The sequence below is a fragment of the Delftia sp. Lp-1 genome (assembly GCF_020523835.1).
In the GTDB taxonomy this organism is placed as follows: domain Bacteria; phylum Pseudomonadota; class Gammaproteobacteria; order Burkholderiales; family Burkholderiaceae_C; genus Comamonas; species Comamonas acidovorans.
The window spans coordinates 736906-753035 of the sequence record NZ_JAJALJ010000002.1 but is presented as its reverse complement, the minus strand read 5'-3'; the positions used below and the strand labels follow the sequence as shown (position 1 = coordinate 753035).

Below are 16130 nucleotides of genomic sequence, written 5' to 3'. Positions count from 1 at the left end.
ATCAGCCAGCCACCAGCCAGGCCAGCAGCCCCGCCGCCGCTGCAGCGGCCGCCACGCGCCGCGCGAACTGCGGCGCATAGGTCAGCAGCAGGCCCAGGGCCAGGGCCGCAAAGGTCAGCAGGCCCAGCCAGGCGGCCACGGCCACCGAGGCATTCCAGCGCAGCAGGCAAGGCGCCAGCGATAGGGCCAGCAGCGCGTAGCCGGCCAGCCGCCAGGCCTTCAGGCGTGCGGGTGCCAGGCCTTCGGTGCCCAGTTGGTCCTGGTGTCGGTCCATGGAAGCGGCGATGACGGCAAAGCCTGCAAAGGCCAGAAAAAAGGCGGCAAGAATCATCATGACGCGCGCTCCAGCGTGGTGGCATGGCTGGCGGCGCGGGCTTGCGTGCGTGGCACTGCAGCCGCTGCCGGCTTGCCGCGCAGCAGCCACCAGGCCACCACGCCATGGATGGCGGCCAGGCCCAGCATCAGCAGCTCGAAGCTGGCGATGCTCCACTGCCCGTTGGCCAGGGTCTGCACCAGCGATGCGCCGCCCGTCAGCAGGTTGAGCAGGGGCAGCAGCGCATACAGCACGGCGGCCAGCGCCATCTGCTGCAGCCAGGCATTGCGGTGCGAGACCCGCAGCGGATGCAGCAGGCACAGCAGCCAGATGATGAAGAAGCCGTTGATCTCCCAATCACTGCGTGCCTGCATGGGCACGGGCAGCAGGCGGTTGAGCCAGAAGAAGCCGGCCACGGCCACCGACAGGCCCGCGATGGAGCCCACGTTGAGCACCTCCACCAGACGGTGACCGAAGGGCGTGCGGCCCAGCTTGCGGCGCTCGGGCATGCGCTTGACCACCCACAGCACCATGCCGGACGCAGCCATGAAGGTGCCGATCACACCGCTGAGCAGCAGCAGCCAGCGCATGGCCGGCTCGGCAAAGCGGCCCAGGTGCACGCCGGTGATCACGTTGCCGGTGGCGCGCACCCAGGAGATGACGGGCGCCTCGGGGCTGGCCTGCAACTGGCCGGTCACGCCGTCGAAGCGCAGCGTCTCGGACTGGCCGCGGTTGATGAGGCTCATGCCGCCGCCTTCGCGCAGTTCGACCACCGCGCGCGAGGTGCCGGGCGTGTTGACGGTAATGCTGCCCACGCCGTGCTCGGGCCAGCGGCGCGCGCCCTCGGCCATCATGGGCGCGATATCGGCCAGCGCGGCCGCCTGGCGCTCTTGTTTGCCACCGCGCGCGCCCGGGCCCTGGTTGGCCGCCTGCCCGCGTGCGCCGCGCACATCGGCGAAGTAGGCATTGGTGTCGCCGTTGTAGGCCGCCTGTATGCCCCAGGGCATGAGCATGAACATCAGCAGCACCAGGCCGCTGAAGGTGATGACGATGTGAAACGGCAATGCCAGCACGGCCGTGGCGTTGTGCGCATCCAGCCAGGAGCGCTGGCCCTTGCGCGGGCGGAAGGTGAAGAAGTCCGTGAAGATCTTCTTGTGCGTGATCACGCCCGTGATGATGGCCACGAACATCAGCATGGTGGCGAAGCCCACGATCCAGCGGCCCCAGATGCGCGGCATGGCGTGCAGCTCGAAGTGGAAGCGGTAGAAGAAGTTGCCGGCGCGTGTCTCGCGCGGCTCCAGCTTCTCGCCCGTGGCGGCGTCGATCTCGGCGCGCTTGGTGCCTGCGCGGCCCGTGGCGGCGCCGGGCTCGCGCCAGGATGCGGCCACCGCCACCTGGCGCGGACCGGGCAGGCCCAGCGTCCAGGTCGTGGCCTCCGGCGCGATGCGCTGCATGGCGTTCAGTGCGCGCTGCGCGGTGTCGGCGTCCTGCACCGAGCCGTGCAGCTCGGGCCGCATCCAGTCGTTGATCTCGTCGCGGAAATAGCTCAGGGTGCCCGTGAAGAACACCGCGTAGAGCAGCCAGCCCAGCAGCAGGCCGCTCCAGGTGTGCAGCCAGGACATGGACTGGCGCAGTCCCTCGGGTTTGCCGTCTGCCCTCATGCGACGGCTCCGTTCGACAGCACCCAGGCCAGAAGCCCCAGGCCCGCGCCCGGCAGGCCGATCACGGCCCAGGCGCGCCAGGCGCTGGCGCAGCCAAAGGCCCACATGGCCGCCACGGCGTAGATGATGAAGGCCAGCAGGGTCGAGCCCAGCGCCGCATCGGCCCGTTCCACGCCCAGCCAGACCATGGCGCGCGCGCCCGTGGCGGCGCAGGCGGCCGACAGCAGATAGCCGCCGCCGATCGCCGCCAAGGCGCGCGAGGCCACGGCCACGCGGTAGCGCAGCAAGGATGGAGAGGACCCTCCCGGGGTCGAGGCTTGCATGGGGATGACCTTTCTTGCGGATCGTTGCCCGTCATGGACGCCGCGGCCGCAGCGCAGGCCTGGACGGACAAAGGCGCCACAACAGTTCAAGGTCTGTGCGGCGCCGGGGGTTGGCCGCGCGCCTGAAGCACGCCGCCTTTCAAAGAGCGGGAATGATAATGATTTTTATTACCCGAGTCATTTAAAGAAATGCAAAGCCGGCCTCCTGCCACCGGCCCCGACCATCTCCCTGGCGCCTGTTCCCCTATCGCGCCCGCCCTGCCAGCCAGCGCCCGCCGAACTGGTTGATCACCATGCCCGCCAGCACGGCCAGCGTGCCCATCCACTGCATGAAGGTAGGCCGCTCGCCCAGCAGCAGCATGGCCGAGACCAGGCCCACCACGGGCACCATCAGAGACAGCGGCGCCACCGTGCCGGCCGCATAGCGCTGCAGCAGGCGCGTCCACAGGCCGTAGCCCAGCAGCGTAGCCAGCAGCGCCAGGTACAGGATGGAGGCCACGGCGGTCAGGTCGATCCCCGCCAGTTGCTGCACGACCGTATCCGCGCCATCGGTCCAGACAGCCAGGGCCATCAGCGGCGCAATGGGAAAGATGCTGCTCCAGACGATGAAGGGGAAGGGCTCGTAGGGGCCGCTGCGCGCCGCATAGCGCGTGATCATGTTGGACACGGCCCACATGCAGGCTGCGCCCACGGTCAGCAAAAAGCCGGCCAGCGTCATGGCGTTGTCGCCTTCGCCATGGGCGCTGCCAATGGCAACCAGGCCGCCCAGCGATACCACCAGGCCCAGCCAATGCCACAGGCGCGCGGGCTCGCCCAGCAGGAAGGCGGCCAGCAGCAGCGTGACGAAGGCCTGCGTCTGCAGCACCACCGAGGCCATGCCGGCCGGCATGCCCAGCTTCAGGCCCAGGAACAGCATGCCGAACTGGCCCACGCCCTGCACCAGACCATAGGCGGCCAGATAGCGCCAGCCCACCGACTTGGGCGGACGCACGAACAGCAAAAAGGGCAGCGACGCCACCACAAAGCGCAGCGCGCTCAGCAGCATGGGCGACAGCGTCAGCAGGCCGAACTTCATGGCCACGAAGTTGGTGCCCCAGATCAGGATGACCAGCAGCGCACGCGCCCAGTCGCCACGGCTCAGGTGCTGCGCGGTCATGCCCTGCCCTCGGTGCAGCGGGGCCTGCAATGGTCAGGGACAGCGGCCGGCAGCACCGGCAAGGAACAGGAAGAAGGCATGGCGGGCAATGGGCAAAAAGAAAAGGGGCGGATCACATCCGCCCCCGGCGTTTGTACCACCGCAGCCCGTGCGCTGCCGGGCGGCCATGGCTCGGCCCTGCGTTTCAGTCCGTCGCGTAGTCGATGGGATCGTGGGCATGCTGGCGCCCCAGCGCGCCGGCCATGGCCAGCATGAAGGCCAGCCCGCGCCGCACATCGGGCTCGCGCGCCATGCGCATCAGGCCGATCAGGGTGGGCGTTTCCTCCATGGCCTGCACCTGGGCCGCCGCCATGCGTGCGGCATTGCCCGCGGCCCAGGCCCCGCCCACGCCATCCTCGAAGGCCTTGGCGACCTTCTCGACCATGTAGTCGTCTGCCATGTCCACCAGGTCCGCCGTGGCCGACAGCAGATCGACCACGCGGTTCAGGCGCCGGCCCGCCAGTAGCGGCTCCAGCTTGCCCATCAGTTCGGCCAGCCCCTGCAGCGCGGCGTCGTCCTGCAGCAGGCCGCCAGCGGCGGGCTGCGCCACGGGAATGTCGGAAGCGATGTTCATCTCGGTGCTCCTTGTCTTCGTGCTTGGAATGACAATGCAAAGGCCCTGGCCTCAGACCAGGGCGCGGGCCACGGCCCAGTACATGCCGCGGTTGAAGCCCTTGCGCATCATCGAGCCGACCTTGGTCGGCGGCGTGGGCTTGACGTCGACCTGGTAGTCGTACCAAAGCGGCATGCCGCCGTCCAGGCCCATCTGGGCGATGGCCACCACGCGCCCGTCGTAGGCATCGCTGGTGCGGCCGAAGCGGATCTGCGAGGCGATGTTGTTCACCACCACGGGCGACTGGTTGTGGCAGGCGCCGCCGGCCTTGCTCACCGGCAGGTCCACCGTATCGCCCAGCACATAGACATGGCTCTGGCCCAGCACCTGCATGGTCTCGTGGTCGGTGGGCAGCCAGCCTTCGCCATCCTGCGCCTGCGACAGGCCGCAGTCGCGCACGGCCTGCACGGCGCGTATGGGCGGCGTGGCCATGAGGATGTCGAAGTCCTCGGCCTGGCCCTCTTCCGAGTGGGCCACCTTGGCCTCGGGGTCCACGCGCGCCAGCGTGAATCCGCGCTGGTGGCGAATGCCGCGCTGCTCGAACACCGTGGGCAGGATCTCGCAGGTGTCCTTCTGCAGGAACAGGCAGTTGCGCAGCAGCTGCGAGACCGTGGGATAGGTGTAGACGATCTCCACCTTGTCGCGCACGCCGCGCCGGCGCAGCAGGTCGTCCAGCATCAGCGTGGTCTCTATGGGCGCGATGCCGCACTGGTGCGGCACATTGGGCGTCTTGGGAAAGGTGACGGTGACGAAGATGCGGCCCCTTTCTATGCGCGCCAGCTTGTCGGCCAGCTGCCGCGCGGGCGCGTGCTGGTAGAAGTGGTCGCCGGCCTCGGCCAGGCCTTCGATGCGCTCGGGCGAGGGCACGCAGCCCGTGGAGATCACCAGATGGTCGTAGCCGAAGCGCTTGCCGCTCTTGCAGTGCACGGCCTGCAGCGCGAAGTCGAAGCGCTCGACCTCTTCCACCTGGAAGTCGATCTCGGGCCGCAGCAGGCCGCGCTGCCTGCGCCGCAGTTCGTCGCGGAAGAAGGCATTGAAGGCCACGTACATGAAGGCCGGCTTGTAGTAATGCCAGGGCGAGTTCGACAGCATGGTGATGCGCACCTTGCCCGTGACCACCTCCGGATACAGCTTGCTGACCAGGTGGTTGGCGGTCATGGTGCCGCCAATGCCCCCTCCGATGATCAAGATGTGATGCGCCATCCCTGCTACTCCTTGTGCTTTCGCCTCAGTGGAACAACCGCTGGCGCCGCACGGCGCCAGCGCCGGAAAATGCGCCGCTCAGTCAGGCTTGAGCGATCGCCACACCCCGTCCCAGAGCGCGTCGAACAGGGGCTCTATGGGCGTGTCGATGATGCCGTCCAGCCGCAGGCAGATCATGCGGATCGCGCTGCCGTACATCAGGCTGGCCGCCACCATGGGCTCCATCTGGCGGATCTCGCCATCGGTCATGCCGGCGAACACGAAGCCGCGCATGCGCACGAAGGCCGAGGCCGAGCAGATGGCCTGCTCGTCGGGCAGAAACTCGCGGTGGCGCGCATTGACCACGAAGCCCATGGCCTCGGGCTCGGCCTCGGCCAGCCCGAACAGCATGCGCAGCACCTCGCGGCAGCGCTGGGCGCTGCCCGCGTGCCGCTCCTCGATATCGTCGAGCAGCACATTCATGCGCGCCAGCAAATGCCGGTACAGCTCGCGCGCAATGCCTTCCTTGTCGGCAAAGTGGTTGTAGAAGAAACCGATGGACACGCCGGCCTCGGCGCACAGGTCCTGTATCGAGGTATTGAAGAAGCCCCGCTCCACAAACAGCCTGAGCGCCACGCGCAACGTCTGCACATGGCGCGAACCCGCATGCGGAAAGAAGGTCCAGGCCTCGTCTTGCATGGGAACCGATAGTAGAACGAATCTTCATTCTATTTTTCACAAGCACTTGCAAACTACACCAGGGTTTTCCAGAAAAGACGGTACCCAGTGCATCAGCCGCAATGCCTGGCCCATTCCCGGCCATTGCCCTGCGGGACCGTAGAATCCGCGCGCAGCCATTGGAGACCGAGACAACAATGACGGGCTGCACACGAATCCGACCCAAAGGCTTTTTGCAAATGCAACTCCCCATCCACGTCATCGACGCATTCACATCGGAACGATTCAAGGGCAATCAGGCCGCCGTCATTCCCCTGGATGCATGGCTTGCCGATTCCACGCTGCAGGCCATTGCCGCAGAGAACAATCTCTCGGAAACCTCGTTCCTGGTCTGGAGTGCCGAGCGCGACGCCTTCGAGATCCGCTGGTTCTCCCCGCTCACGGAGATCGCGTTCTGCGGCCATGCCACGCTGGCAAGCGCCTTCGTGCTGTTCGAGGCCGACCCGGCGCTGCGCAGCATCACGTTCTGGGCCGCTGCCGTGGGCAAGGTCACCGCCACGCAGGAGGATGGCGGACGCATCGTCATGACCTTCCCGCGCCGCGATGCCAAGCCGCTGGATGAGGTGCCGGCCGCGCTGCGCGAAGGCCTGACGCCTGCACCCACGGCCTATCTTGTGAACCAGCAGGCCTACGTGGCGGTCTACGCCGCCGAGGCCGATGTGCTGGCCGTCAAGCCGGATCTGGAACGCCTGAAATCGCTGGGCCCGCTGGACGTGGTGGTGACGGCGCCTGCGGATGCGGGCGCCTCGTATGACTTCGTCAGCCGCTACTTCTGGCCCGCCAATGGCGGCGAGGAAGATCCCGTCACCGGCTCCATCCATGCGGCGCTTGCGCCTTACTGGGCGGGCAGGCTGGGCAAGAACCGTCTGATCGGCCACCAGGCCTCGCGCCGCACGGGCACGCTGTTTTGCGAAGTGACGGATGCCAGCGTCGAGGTGGCTGGCCACTGCGCGCGTTACCTGACCGGGACGATCACCGTCTGACTGCGGGCTCGTCCCGATGGAGCCGACGCGGAAGGCGCATCAGCGCCGCAGGCAGCGACCGGCGCCATCGATCAGGCGGGCCATTTCCCTGTCCACGCCCAGGTCGGCGCAATAGGCGCCAGCCCCGCGCAGTGACAGATCCAGAGTGGCAGGCTTGCTCCTGGAAACCTCGGCCCTCAGCCGAAAGCCCGCCACGTTGGGCGCGCCGTAGTCGGCCGTCTCCAGCACGCCCGCCCGGGTGTCGCGGATGGCATGGCCGTGGCCAAGGTGGTAGGCGCCCTCGTTGCCGGCCACGGCTTCGTCAAGGCAGGCAAAGGCCTGTTCGACCGAGGCGCCTCGGGGCAGGACCAGCGACGCGGTTGTGCCCGGGCCCAGGGCATCGCACATGCCTGCAGAGATTGCGCAGCCGCTCAACAGGCCTGCAAGGCCCAGAACCCATATCCGCATTCACGCTTCCTTTCCAGAGGCCATGGAATCCGCGGCAGTGTATCGACCCGGCAGCGGCGCCGGGCTCGCAATGCGCAGGGAATAGTCTCTCGCCTTGCCGATACCCCCGAGACACGCAGGTACCATCCGCGCATGAGTACCCACTACGAATCCCTGTCGCAAGCCGACGCCTACCGCGACGCCTTCGACGTGGAAGCGCCCGCGGCCAGCGAGCGCAACATGACGCCGCGCAAGTCCGGCTTTTTCATCCGCAGCGTCGCCGTGGCTGCAGAGGCAGCCGCTGAACAGGCAGAACCTGCAGCTCCCGACACACCGCCGGCAGCACCCACTACTCCCGCACGCGAGCTGGTTGCCGCCCAATGGGGCCTTGTGCCGCACTGGGTGAAGTCGGCCTCCGACGGCCGGCTGCGCGCGCTCAAGCTGGTGAATGCGCGCTCCGAAACGGTGTCCACGGCCCAGGCCTTCCGCGATGCCTGGCTCAATGGCCAGCGCTGCATCGTGCCCATGGCCGCCTTTTTCGAGGATGACTTTCGCAACGGCAAGGCCCTGCCCACGCGCATCTCGCGCATCGACGGCAAGCCCATGGGCGTGGCCGGCGTGTGGGCGCAGTGGACGGGCCCGGACGGCGAGGTGCTGCTGAGCTACGCCCTGCTCACGGTCAACGCCAACAGCCATGCGCTGCTGCACCGCTACCAGCAGCCCGGCGCGGAAAAGCGCATGCCGGCGATTCTCAACGAAGGCGCCTACGACGCCTGGCTCAACGCGCGCGTGGAAAAGGCCCGCGAGTTCATGCGCCAGTACCCCTCCAACTGGCTCACCGCCAATCCGGTGGAGCGAAAGGCCGACAAGCGGCCTCCAGGCCTGATGGGCTGATGGCCCTTGTCCCGCGCGCTACGGCGCCTTGGGCAACGCGTTGATGGAGCGCAGGATGTCGCGCGTGATGCCCTGGCGCTTGGGCAGGTCGGCCAGCCGGTGGGGCGTGTCCATGTTCATGGCGAAGAACACGGGGCCGGCCGGCCATTCCACCCAGCCCACCCACCAGCCGATACGGCCCGTCCAGCCGGTTTTGGCGCGCAGTATCCAGTCCGGGCCGGCCTCGTTGATCATCACGTCCTTCACCAGCCGCTGGTGTTCCACCGGCAATGGCAGCCGATTGCGGTACAGCCGCTGCAGGAAGGCCACCTGCTCCAGCGCCGAGATGGCCAGGTCGCCTTCCACCCAGAAAGGCGCCTCGCCCGTGGCCAGCGCATTGCCGTAGTCGATCTTGCGCATGTAGGCAGCCTCACGCGCGCTGCCAAGCTCCCTGGCAAAGCCTTCGTACACCCAGACGGTGGAGTTGCGCATGGCCGAGCGCAGGTCCTGATCGGCATTCCAGGCCGGCAACTGGCGCTTCACGCCATCCCAGGGAATGCGCTGGAATTCATCCCGCAGCAGCCCGGCGTCCAGCGCGAACAGGCTGTGCGGGATCTTGAAGGTGGAAGCGGGCGAGTAGCGCCGCGCCGCGCGGTCACGGTTGTGGACGTAGATGGCTTCGGCCTGGCCTCTGGCATCGACCACGACGATGCTGCCATCGACCTTGGCATCGGCAAAGAAGCGGTCCCATTCGGGCTTGTCCTGCAGTTCGGCAGCCGCCAGCGCCGCCTGTGACAGACAGGCGAGCAACGCGGCGCACATCAGATTTCTTCGATTCATGCAGGCAGTTTAAGAGCTGCACCACCGCACGGCGATGGTGCACCGCCTGCCCGGCTGCCCTGTTTTGACTCGCGGTTTTCCCGTTTTGGTGTTCCGGCTGCATCGCGCGGGCCCCAAGGGGCCCGTGCGCGCTGGCACGACTTGTGCAAGGCCGCTGCAGGCCGGCCAATGCAGCCATGGCGGCAACGGCAGACGGCCCCATGACCACAACAAACAAGGGAGTCATTGCATGCACAGGTGCGCACGGGCATTGAGAACATTGGTGGCGGGAGGATGGGTCGCGGTCCTGGGTGCGGCGCAGGCGGCGCAGGCGGCCGAGCAGGCGATCACGCGGCCGTCGCTGGTGGCGGTGGAATCCATCAGCGCCGTGGACACGGTCTGGCTGATGACGGCCACGGTGCTGGTGCTGCTGATGACGCTGCCCGGCATTGCGCTGTTCTATGCGGGAATGGTCCGCCGCAAGAACGTGCTCAACACCATGGCCAGCGTGGTGGCGATTGCCTGCCTGGTGAGCATTCTGTGGTTTGCACTCGGCTACTCGCTGGCCTTCACGCCCGGCAATGCGTGGATAGGCGGTGATTCGCGCGCCTGGTTCGCGGGGCTGGATTTCAACGCCGCCAAGGGCCTGGTGGCCGTGAGCCACCTGGCGCCGCATGTGCCTGAAGCAGCCTATGCCATGTTCCAGCTGGCCTTTGCCGTGATCACCGCCGCCTTGCTGGTGGGCGCCTGGGTGGAGCGCATGCGCTTCGGTGCCATGCTGATCTTTGTGGGCCTGTGGAGCCTGCTGGTGTATGCGCCGGTGGCGCACTGGGTGTGGGAGCCCGGCGGCTGGCTGGCGCGCATGGGCGCGCTGGACTTTGCCGGAGGCACCGTGGTGCATGTGAACGCGGGCGTGGCCGGCCTGGTCTGCGCCTGGTTCCTGCGGCCGCGCCGCGGCTACGGGCACGAGCCCTTCGAGCCCTACAACCTGGCCTTGACCATGATGGGCGCGGCCCTGCTGTGGATGGGCTGGTTCGGCTTCAACGCCGGCTCATCGCTGGCCGGGGACAGCCGGGCGGCACTGGCGCTGGCCGTCACCCACATTGCCGCGAGCGCGGGCGCCCTGGCCTGGTCGCTGGCCGAGTATGTGGTGCGCGGCAAGGCCACGCTGCTGGGCCTGTGCTCGGGGCTGGTCGGCGGCCTGGTGGCGATCACGCCGGCAGCCGGTTTCGTGACGCCGCTGTCGGCGCTGTGCATCGGCCTGATCGCCGGTGTCGCCTGCTACTGGGGCGCCACGGGCCTCAAGCGGCTGCTGGGTGCGGACGATTCGCTGGATGTGTTTGGCGTGCATGGCGTGGGCGGCATCGTGGGCTCGCTGCTCACCGGCGTGTTTGCCAGCCCGCAGATCGGCGGCGTGCAGGGCAGCGTGCTCACCCAGGCCGTGAGCGTGCTGGCCGTGGCCTTGTTCACGCTGGTGGCCACGGCCGTGCTGCTGTGGCTGCTGGACATGCTGATCGGCCTGCGCGTGGACGAGGAAAGCGAGCTGCAGGGCCTGGACCTGGCGCTGCACCGCGAACGCCTGAGTGGATGAACGGCCGGGCCGCAAAGCGGCCCGGCGCCCGATGATCGTCAAACCGAAGGAGTGCCCACTACATGCCCGAAAGCGAACTCCTGGCCATTGCCGCGCACCTGCATGTGCTGCTGCGCAGAAGCTGCGGCCGCGTGACCGATACCGAATGGCTGGCGGCCAATGCCGAGTACGCCGCCGAAATCATCCGCTTTTCCCGGGAGCAGGAAGGGGCGCGCAGCACGCCCGAACTGGTGGACTGGACCCATCGCTTCGAAGCGGCCTGGAATGCCGCGCTGGCCGGGCCCGCCGAGCGCTCACCGCTCATGCAGCGCGCCGGCGAGCTGATGCGCCAGCGCGCGGAAAACCGCAAGTACGTGGGCACGCTGCGCTAGCGTCTTGCTTGATCAGGCCGGTGGCGCGGGCACGGAGTGCAGCAGCACGGGCGCGTCGCCATCGCCGTTGACGCTTTCCAGCTGCACGCCAAAGCCCCACAGGCGCGCTGCATGCTTGAGCACTTCCAGCGCATCGTCGGACAGGGGCCGGCCCTGGTAGCGCGTGTGGCGCAGGGTCAGGCAGCGGTCGCCGCGCAGGTTCACGTTCCAGACCTGGATATTGGGCTCGCGCGCGCCCAGGTCGTATTGCTGCGACAGCGTCTGGCGCAGGGTGCGGTAGCCGTCGTCGTCGTGGATGGCGCTGACCAGCAGCTCGCGTTCGCTGGCATCGTCATGGATGGAGAACAGGCGCATGTCGCGCATCAGCTGCGGGCTCAGGTACTGGCCGACAAAGCTCTCGTCCTTGAAGTTCTGCATGGCGTGGTGCAGCGCCGGCAGCCAGGGCGTGCCGGCCAGGTCGGGGAACCAGCGGCGGTCTTCCTCGGTCGGGTCCTGGCAGATGCGGCGGATGTCGCGGTACATGGCAAAGCCCAGCGCATAGGGATTGATGCCGCTGTAGGCGCGGTGTCCGGCCGGGGGCTGGTAGATCACGTTGGTGTGGGAGGACAGCCATTCGATCATCACGCCGTCGGTCAGCCAGCCTTCGTCGTACAGGGTGTTGAGCAGGGTGTAGTGCCAGAACGTGGCCCAGCCCTCGTTCATCACCTGGGTCTGGCGCTGCGGGTAGAAGTACTGGGCGATCTTGCGCACGATGCGCACGATCTCGCGCTGCCAGGGCTCCAGCAGCGGGGCGTTCTTCTCGATGAAGTACAGCAGGTTTTCCTCGGGCTCCTTGGGAAAGCGCTCGCTGTGCTGCGCCGCGCTGTCCTTGCCCGGGCGGGCCGGCAGGGTGCGCCACAGCTCGTTGACCTGCTGCTGGGCATAGGCCTCGCGCTGCTCGCGCTCGGCCCGCTCGCGCGCCAGGCTTTTCTTGGAGGGGCGGCGGTAACGGTCCACGCCCAGGTTGGACAGGGCGTGGCAGGAGTCCAGCCATTGCTCCACCGTCGTCAGGCCGTGGCGCTCCTCGCACTGGGAGATGAAGTCGCGCGCATAGACCAGGTAGTCGATGATGCTGCCCGCATCCGTCCACATGCCGAACAGGTAGTTGTTCTTGAAGAAGCTGTTGTGGCCGTACGCCGCATGTGCGATCACCAGGGCCTGCATGGCGGTGGTGTTCTCCTCCATCAGATAGCTGATGCAGGGGTTGGAGTTGATGACGATCTCGTAGGCCAGGCCCATGTGGCCGCGCCGGTAGCGCCTCTCCGTCGCCATGTATTCCTTGCCATAGCTCCAGTGGCGGTAGCCCACGGGCATGCCCACGCTGGCGTAGGCGTCCATCATCTGCTCGGCCGAGATCACTTCCAGCTGGTTGGGATAGGTGTCCAGGCCGTAGCGCTCTGCCGTGGCCGCAATCGCTGCGTGATAGCGTTCGATGAGCTCGAAGGTCCAGTCGCTGGGATCGGGCAGAGGCTCGGCTGGCCGCGCCCCCGCCGGCAGCGGCGCGGAGGGCACGATGCGCTGGGCCCGGTCGCTGGCCAGATGGGATTTCCACTGCGGCGTGGCATGGCGGGGCGCCAGCACGGGATAGTGAGAGAGGTTCATACCGATACCCCCTCTTTCTTGAACAGGTCGCGGAACACGGGATAGATCTCGCTGGCGTCCGACACCTTGCGCATGGCGAAGTGCGAGAACAGCGGCAGCACCTGGCTGTACTCCTGCCACAGGCTCTGCTCTTCCTGCACCACCTGCACATAGGCGAAGTAGCGCACCAGCGGCAGGATTTTCTCGACCAGGAGGTTGCGGCAGTTGGAGCCGTCGTCGCCGAAATTGTCGCCATCGCTGGCCTGGGCCACGTAGATGTTCCAGTCCCCGGACGGATAGCGCGCGCGGATGATCTGGTCCAGCAGCACCAGCGCACTGCTGACCACCGTGCCGCCGCTTTCCTGGGAGTGGAAGAACTCGTCCTCGCTGACCTCGGCCGCCTGCGTGTGGTGGCGGATGAAGACGATGTCGATCTTCTCGTAGTGCCGTGTCAGGAACAGGTACAGCAGGATGAAGAAGCGCTTGGCCAGGTCCTTGCGATCCTGGTCCATGGAGCCGGACACATCCATCACGCAGAACATCACGGCCTGGCTGATGGGCGCAGGCACGCGGGTGCGGTTGCGAAACCGCAGGTCGATGGGGTCCAGAAAGGCCACCGTGCCCATGCGCAGCTTCAGCGCATCAATGCGCTGCTGCAGCTCGGCCGCCGCCTCGCTGGTGCCATCGTCCTGCGCCAGCAGCGCTTGCAGCTGCTCTTCCAGTGCCTTGAGTTCGCGGTGCGGCGCCTTGGTCAGCGCAATGCGCCGACCCAGGGCGCCGCGCATGGTGCGCAGCAGGGCCAGGTTGTGCGGCGTGCCGTCGTGGCTGTAGCCGGCGCGGCGCGTCTTGTACTGCATGGTGTTGCCGATGTGGGTGCGCAGCAGGCGCGGCAGGGCCAGGTCTTCAAAGAACAGTTCCATGAACTCTTCCTTGGTCAGGGTGAAGGTGAAGTCGTCCTCGCCCTCGCCGCTGTCGCTGGCCTGGGAGCCGCCGCCGCCTGCGCCGCCCTGCGGCCGGGCAATGCGGTCGCCGCGCACATGCTCGGTGTTGCCCGGGTGCACCGTGTCATGGACGCCGCCCTGCCCGTGGTGGAACACGGGCTCGCGGATGTCCTTGCGCGGGATGGAGACGCTCTCGGACTCCTCCATGTGGCGGATGCCGCGCTTGTCCACCGCGCGGCGCACCGCCTCGGCGATCTGCGCCTTGTAGCGGCGCACGAAGCGCTCGCGGTTGCCCACCGACTTGTTCTTGCCGGCCAGCCTGCGATCGATGATTTGCAATGCCATCTGTTCCCCCCAGCCCGGGCGCGCCGAAGGGCGGCGCACCCACCCGTCAGTTGCTCTTGCGAACGCGCAGGTACCACTCGCACAGCAGGCGCACCTGCTTGGACGTATAGCCCTTGGCCTCCATCCGGGTGACGAAGTCCTCGTGCTTGCGCGCGTCCTCGGCACTGGCCTTGGCGTTGAAGCTGATCACGGGCAGCAGCTCCTCGGTATTGGAGAACATCTTCTTCTCGATCACCACGCGCAGCTTCTCGTAGCTGGTCCAGCTGGGGTTCTTGCCCTGGTTGTTGGCCCGCGCGCGCAGCACGAAGTTGACGATCTCGTTGCGGAAGTCCTTGGCATTGGCAATGCCCGCGGGCTTCTCGACCTTCTCCATCTCGGCGTTGAGCGCGTTGCGGTCGAAGGCCTCGCCGGTATCGTTGTCGCGGTACTCGCTGTCCTGTATCCAGTAGTCGGCGTAGGTGACGTAGCGGTCGAAGATGTTCTGGCCGTACTCGCTGTAGCTCTCCAGATAGGCGGTCTGGATTTCCTTGCCGATGAACTCGGCATAGTGCGGCGACAGGTACTCCTTGATGTAGCTGGTGTACTTGGTCTCCAGCTCGGCAGGGAACTGCTCGCGCTCGATCTGCTGCTCCAGCACATACATCAGGTGGACCGGGTTGGCCGCCACCTCGGTGCTGTCGTAGTTGAAGACCTTGGACAGGATCTTGAACGCGAAGCGCGTGGAGATGCCCGACATGCCCTCGTCCACGCCCGCATAGTCGCGGTACTCCTGGAAGCTCTTGGCGCGCGGGTCCGTGTCCTTGAGGCTTTCGCCGTCATAGACCTGCATCTTGCTGAAGATGCTGGAGTTCTCGGGCTCCTTCAGCCGTGTGAGCACGGCGAACTGGGCCATCATCTTGAGCGTGCCGGGCGCGCACACTGCGCTGGCCAGGGACGACTCGCGGATCAGCTTTTCGTAGATGCGCACCTCCTCGGAAACACGCAGGCAGTACGGCACCTTGACGATGTAGACGCGGTCCAGGAAGGCCTCGTTGTTGCGGTTGTTGCGAAAGGCCTTCCACTCGCTCTCGTTGCTGTGGGCCAGCACCATGCCGTCGAAGGGAATGGCGCCAAAGCCTTCCGTTCCCTTGTAGTTGCTCTCCTGCGTGGCCGTCAGCAGCGGGTGCAGCACCTTGATGGGCGCCTTGAACATTTCCACGAACTCCAGCAGGCCCTGGTTGGCCAGGCACAGGCCGCCCGAGTAGCTGTAGGCGTCGGTGTCGTCCTGGGCAAAGTTCTCCAGCTTGCGGATGTCCACCTTGCCCACCAGGCTGGAGATGTCCTGGTTGTTCTCGTCGCCGGGCTCGGTCTTGGCAATGCCCACCTGCCTGGAGATGCTGGGATAGCGCTTGACCACGCGGAACTGGCGGATGTCGCCGCCCAGCTCCTCCAGGCGCTTGACGGCCCAGGGCGACAGCACATGGTTGAGGCAGCGCCGGGGAATGCCGAACTGCTCCTCCAGCAGCGGCCCGTCCTCCACGGGGTCGAACAGGCCCAGCGGCGACTCGTTCACGGGCGAGCCCTTGAGGGCGTAGAACGGCACCTTCTGCATCAGGTATTTGAGGCGCTCGGCGATGGAGCTCTTGCCACCGCCCACGGGGCCCAGCAGATAGAGGATCTGCTTGCGCTCTTCCAGGCCCTGGGCCGCATGGCGGAAGAAGCTCACCACCTGCTCGATGGAGTCTTCCATGCCGTAGAACTCGGCGAAGGCTGGATAGCGCCGGATGACCTTGTTGGCAAACAGCCGCGACTGGCGTGGATCATTGCGCGTGTCCACCATTTCAGGTTCGCCGATGGCTGCCAGCATGCGCTGGGCAGCACCTTCGTAAGCCATGGGATCGCGCTGGCACAGGGCGAGAAATTCGTCCAGCGACATCTCTTCTTCGCGAAGGCGAACGTAACGTGCAGCCGAGTTGCTGATGACATCCATACGACCTCTCCCGGCGGCACCCGAGGGCGAACAGTGCCGCGAAGTTGCAAGGCATTCGCTACCGTGTGGAACTGTTGTAGCACCTTGCATCGGCTTTGAATAGCTCATACGTCCCACATGTCTGCATTGCGCGCGAGGTCACAATGTCAGGTTCCTGGACTACCCCG

At 66.8% G+C, this 16130-nt stretch carries 16 protein-coding genes; 4 read left to right on the top strand and 12 right to left on the bottom strand.

Going from position 1 to position 16130, the window contains the following annotated elements; all coding sequences use genetic code 11:
* Position 1 precedes the first annotated feature (1 nt).
* The 7 genes from LGR64_RS20180 to LGR64_RS20150 form a co-directional block, all read right to left on the bottom strand.
* Entirely contained in the window at positions 2-334 is a 333-nt protein-coding gene (locus LGR64_RS20180; RefSeq protein WP_141829356.1) for a DUF3325 domain-containing protein, read from the bottom strand.
* The gene (locus tag LGR64_RS20175) at positions 331-1974 is read right to left on the bottom strand and encodes a PepSY-associated TM helix domain-containing protein (RefSeq protein WP_141829358.1); all 1644 of its coding nucleotides are present in this window, start codon (positions 1972-1974) and stop codon (positions 331-333) included. The genes LGR64_RS20180 and LGR64_RS20175 overlap by 4 nt, the downstream gene beginning before the upstream one ends.
* Positions 1971-2297 carry a DUF3649 domain-containing protein gene (locus LGR64_RS20170; RefSeq protein ID WP_141829360.1) on the bottom strand — a complete coding sequence of 109 codons (327 nt, stop codon included), beginning with the start codon at positions 2295-2297 and terminating at the stop codon, positions 1971-1973. The genes LGR64_RS20175 and LGR64_RS20170 overlap by 4 nt, the downstream gene beginning before the upstream one ends.
* 244 nt (positions 2298-2541) lie before the next feature.
* Entirely contained in the window at positions 2542-3453 is a 912-nt protein-coding gene (locus LGR64_RS20165; protein WP_013803501.1) for an O-acetylserine/cysteine exporter, read from the bottom strand.
* Positions 3454-3637: 184 nt separating this feature from the next.
* Positions 3638-4066: a DUF1641 domain-containing protein gene (locus LGR64_RS20160; protein ID WP_141829362.1), complete on the bottom strand. Its 429-nt coding sequence runs from the start codon at positions 4064-4066 to the stop codon at positions 3638-3640.
* A gap of 51 nt (positions 4067-4117) precedes the next feature.
* On the bottom strand, positions 4118-5308 hold the full coding sequence (locus tag LGR64_RS20155) for an NAD(P)/FAD-dependent oxidoreductase (protein ID WP_088166822.1): 1191 nt from the start codon (positions 5306-5308) through the stop codon (positions 4118-4120).
* Positions 5309-5386: 78 nt separating this feature from the next.
* On the bottom strand, positions 5387-5986 hold the full coding sequence (locus LGR64_RS20150) for a TetR/AcrR family transcriptional regulator (protein WP_012204257.1): 600 nt from the start codon (positions 5984-5986) through the stop codon (positions 5387-5389).
* A gap of 218 nt (positions 5987-6204) precedes the next feature.
* Between LGR64_RS20150 and LGR64_RS20145 the strand changes: the two genes are divergently transcribed.
* Positions 6205-7008 carry a PhzF family phenazine biosynthesis protein gene (locus LGR64_RS20145; RefSeq protein ID WP_141829364.1) on the top strand — a complete coding sequence of 268 codons (804 nt, stop codon included), beginning with the start codon at positions 6205-6207 and terminating at the stop codon, positions 7006-7008.
* Positions 7009-7047: 39 nt separating this feature from the next.
* On the opposite strand, the gene LGR64_RS20140 is transcribed toward LGR64_RS20145, so the two are convergent.
* Positions 7048-7395 (bottom strand): hypothetical protein, encoded by a 348-nt coding sequence (locus LGR64_RS20140; RefSeq protein WP_230356749.1) that lies wholly within the window; start codon positions 7393-7395, stop codon positions 7048-7050.
* Between the two features lie 192 nt (positions 7396-7587).
* On the opposite strand from LGR64_RS20140, the gene LGR64_RS20135 reads away from it, so the two are divergent.
* Positions 7588-8328: an SOS response-associated peptidase gene (locus LGR64_RS20135; protein WP_096915658.1), complete on the top strand. Its 741-nt coding sequence runs from the start codon at positions 7588-7590 to the stop codon at positions 8326-8328.
* A gap of 18 nt (positions 8329-8346) precedes the next feature.
* On the opposite strand, the gene blaOXA is transcribed toward LGR64_RS20135, so the two are convergent.
* Positions 8347-9147, bottom strand: coding sequence for a class D beta-lactamase (gene blaOXA, locus LGR64_RS20130; protein ID WP_260443774.1), 801 nt, complete (start codon positions 9145-9147; stop codon positions 8347-8349).
* 229 nt (positions 9148-9376) lie between these two features.
* On the opposite strand from blaOXA, the gene LGR64_RS20125 reads away from it, so the two are divergent.
* Positions 9377-10717: an ammonium transporter gene (locus LGR64_RS20125; RefSeq protein ID WP_141829368.1), complete on the top strand. Its 1341-nt coding sequence runs from the start codon at positions 9377-9379 to the stop codon at positions 10715-10717.
* A 62-nt stretch (positions 10718-10779) separates the two neighbouring features.
* Positions 10780-11088, top strand: coding sequence for a hypothetical protein (locus LGR64_RS20120; protein ID WP_141829370.1), 309 nt, complete (start codon positions 10780-10782; stop codon positions 11086-11088).
* 12 nt (positions 11089-11100) lie between these two features.
* Here LGR64_RS20120 and LGR64_RS20115 read toward each other — a convergent pair whose 3' ends face one another.
* From LGR64_RS20115 to LGR64_RS20105, 3 genes are read right to left on the bottom strand one after another with little or no spacing between them, the layout of a single operon-like run.
* Positions 11101-12729 (bottom strand): SpoVR family protein, encoded by a 1629-nt coding sequence (locus LGR64_RS20115; RefSeq protein ID WP_012204249.1) that lies wholly within the window; start codon positions 12727-12729, stop codon positions 11101-11103.
* The gene (locus tag LGR64_RS20110; RefSeq protein WP_012204248.1) at positions 12726-13994 is read right to left on the bottom strand and encodes a YeaH/YhbH family protein; all 1269 of its coding nucleotides are present in this window, start codon (positions 13992-13994) and stop codon (positions 12726-12728) included. The genes LGR64_RS20115 and LGR64_RS20110 overlap by 4 nt, the downstream gene beginning before the upstream one ends.
* A gap of 46 nt (positions 13995-14040) precedes the next feature.
* On the bottom strand, positions 14041-15963 hold the full coding sequence (locus tag LGR64_RS20105) for a PrkA family serine protein kinase (RefSeq protein WP_012204247.1): 1923 nt from the start codon (positions 15961-15963) through the stop codon (positions 14041-14043).
* Positions 15964-16130 lie beyond the last annotated feature (167 nt).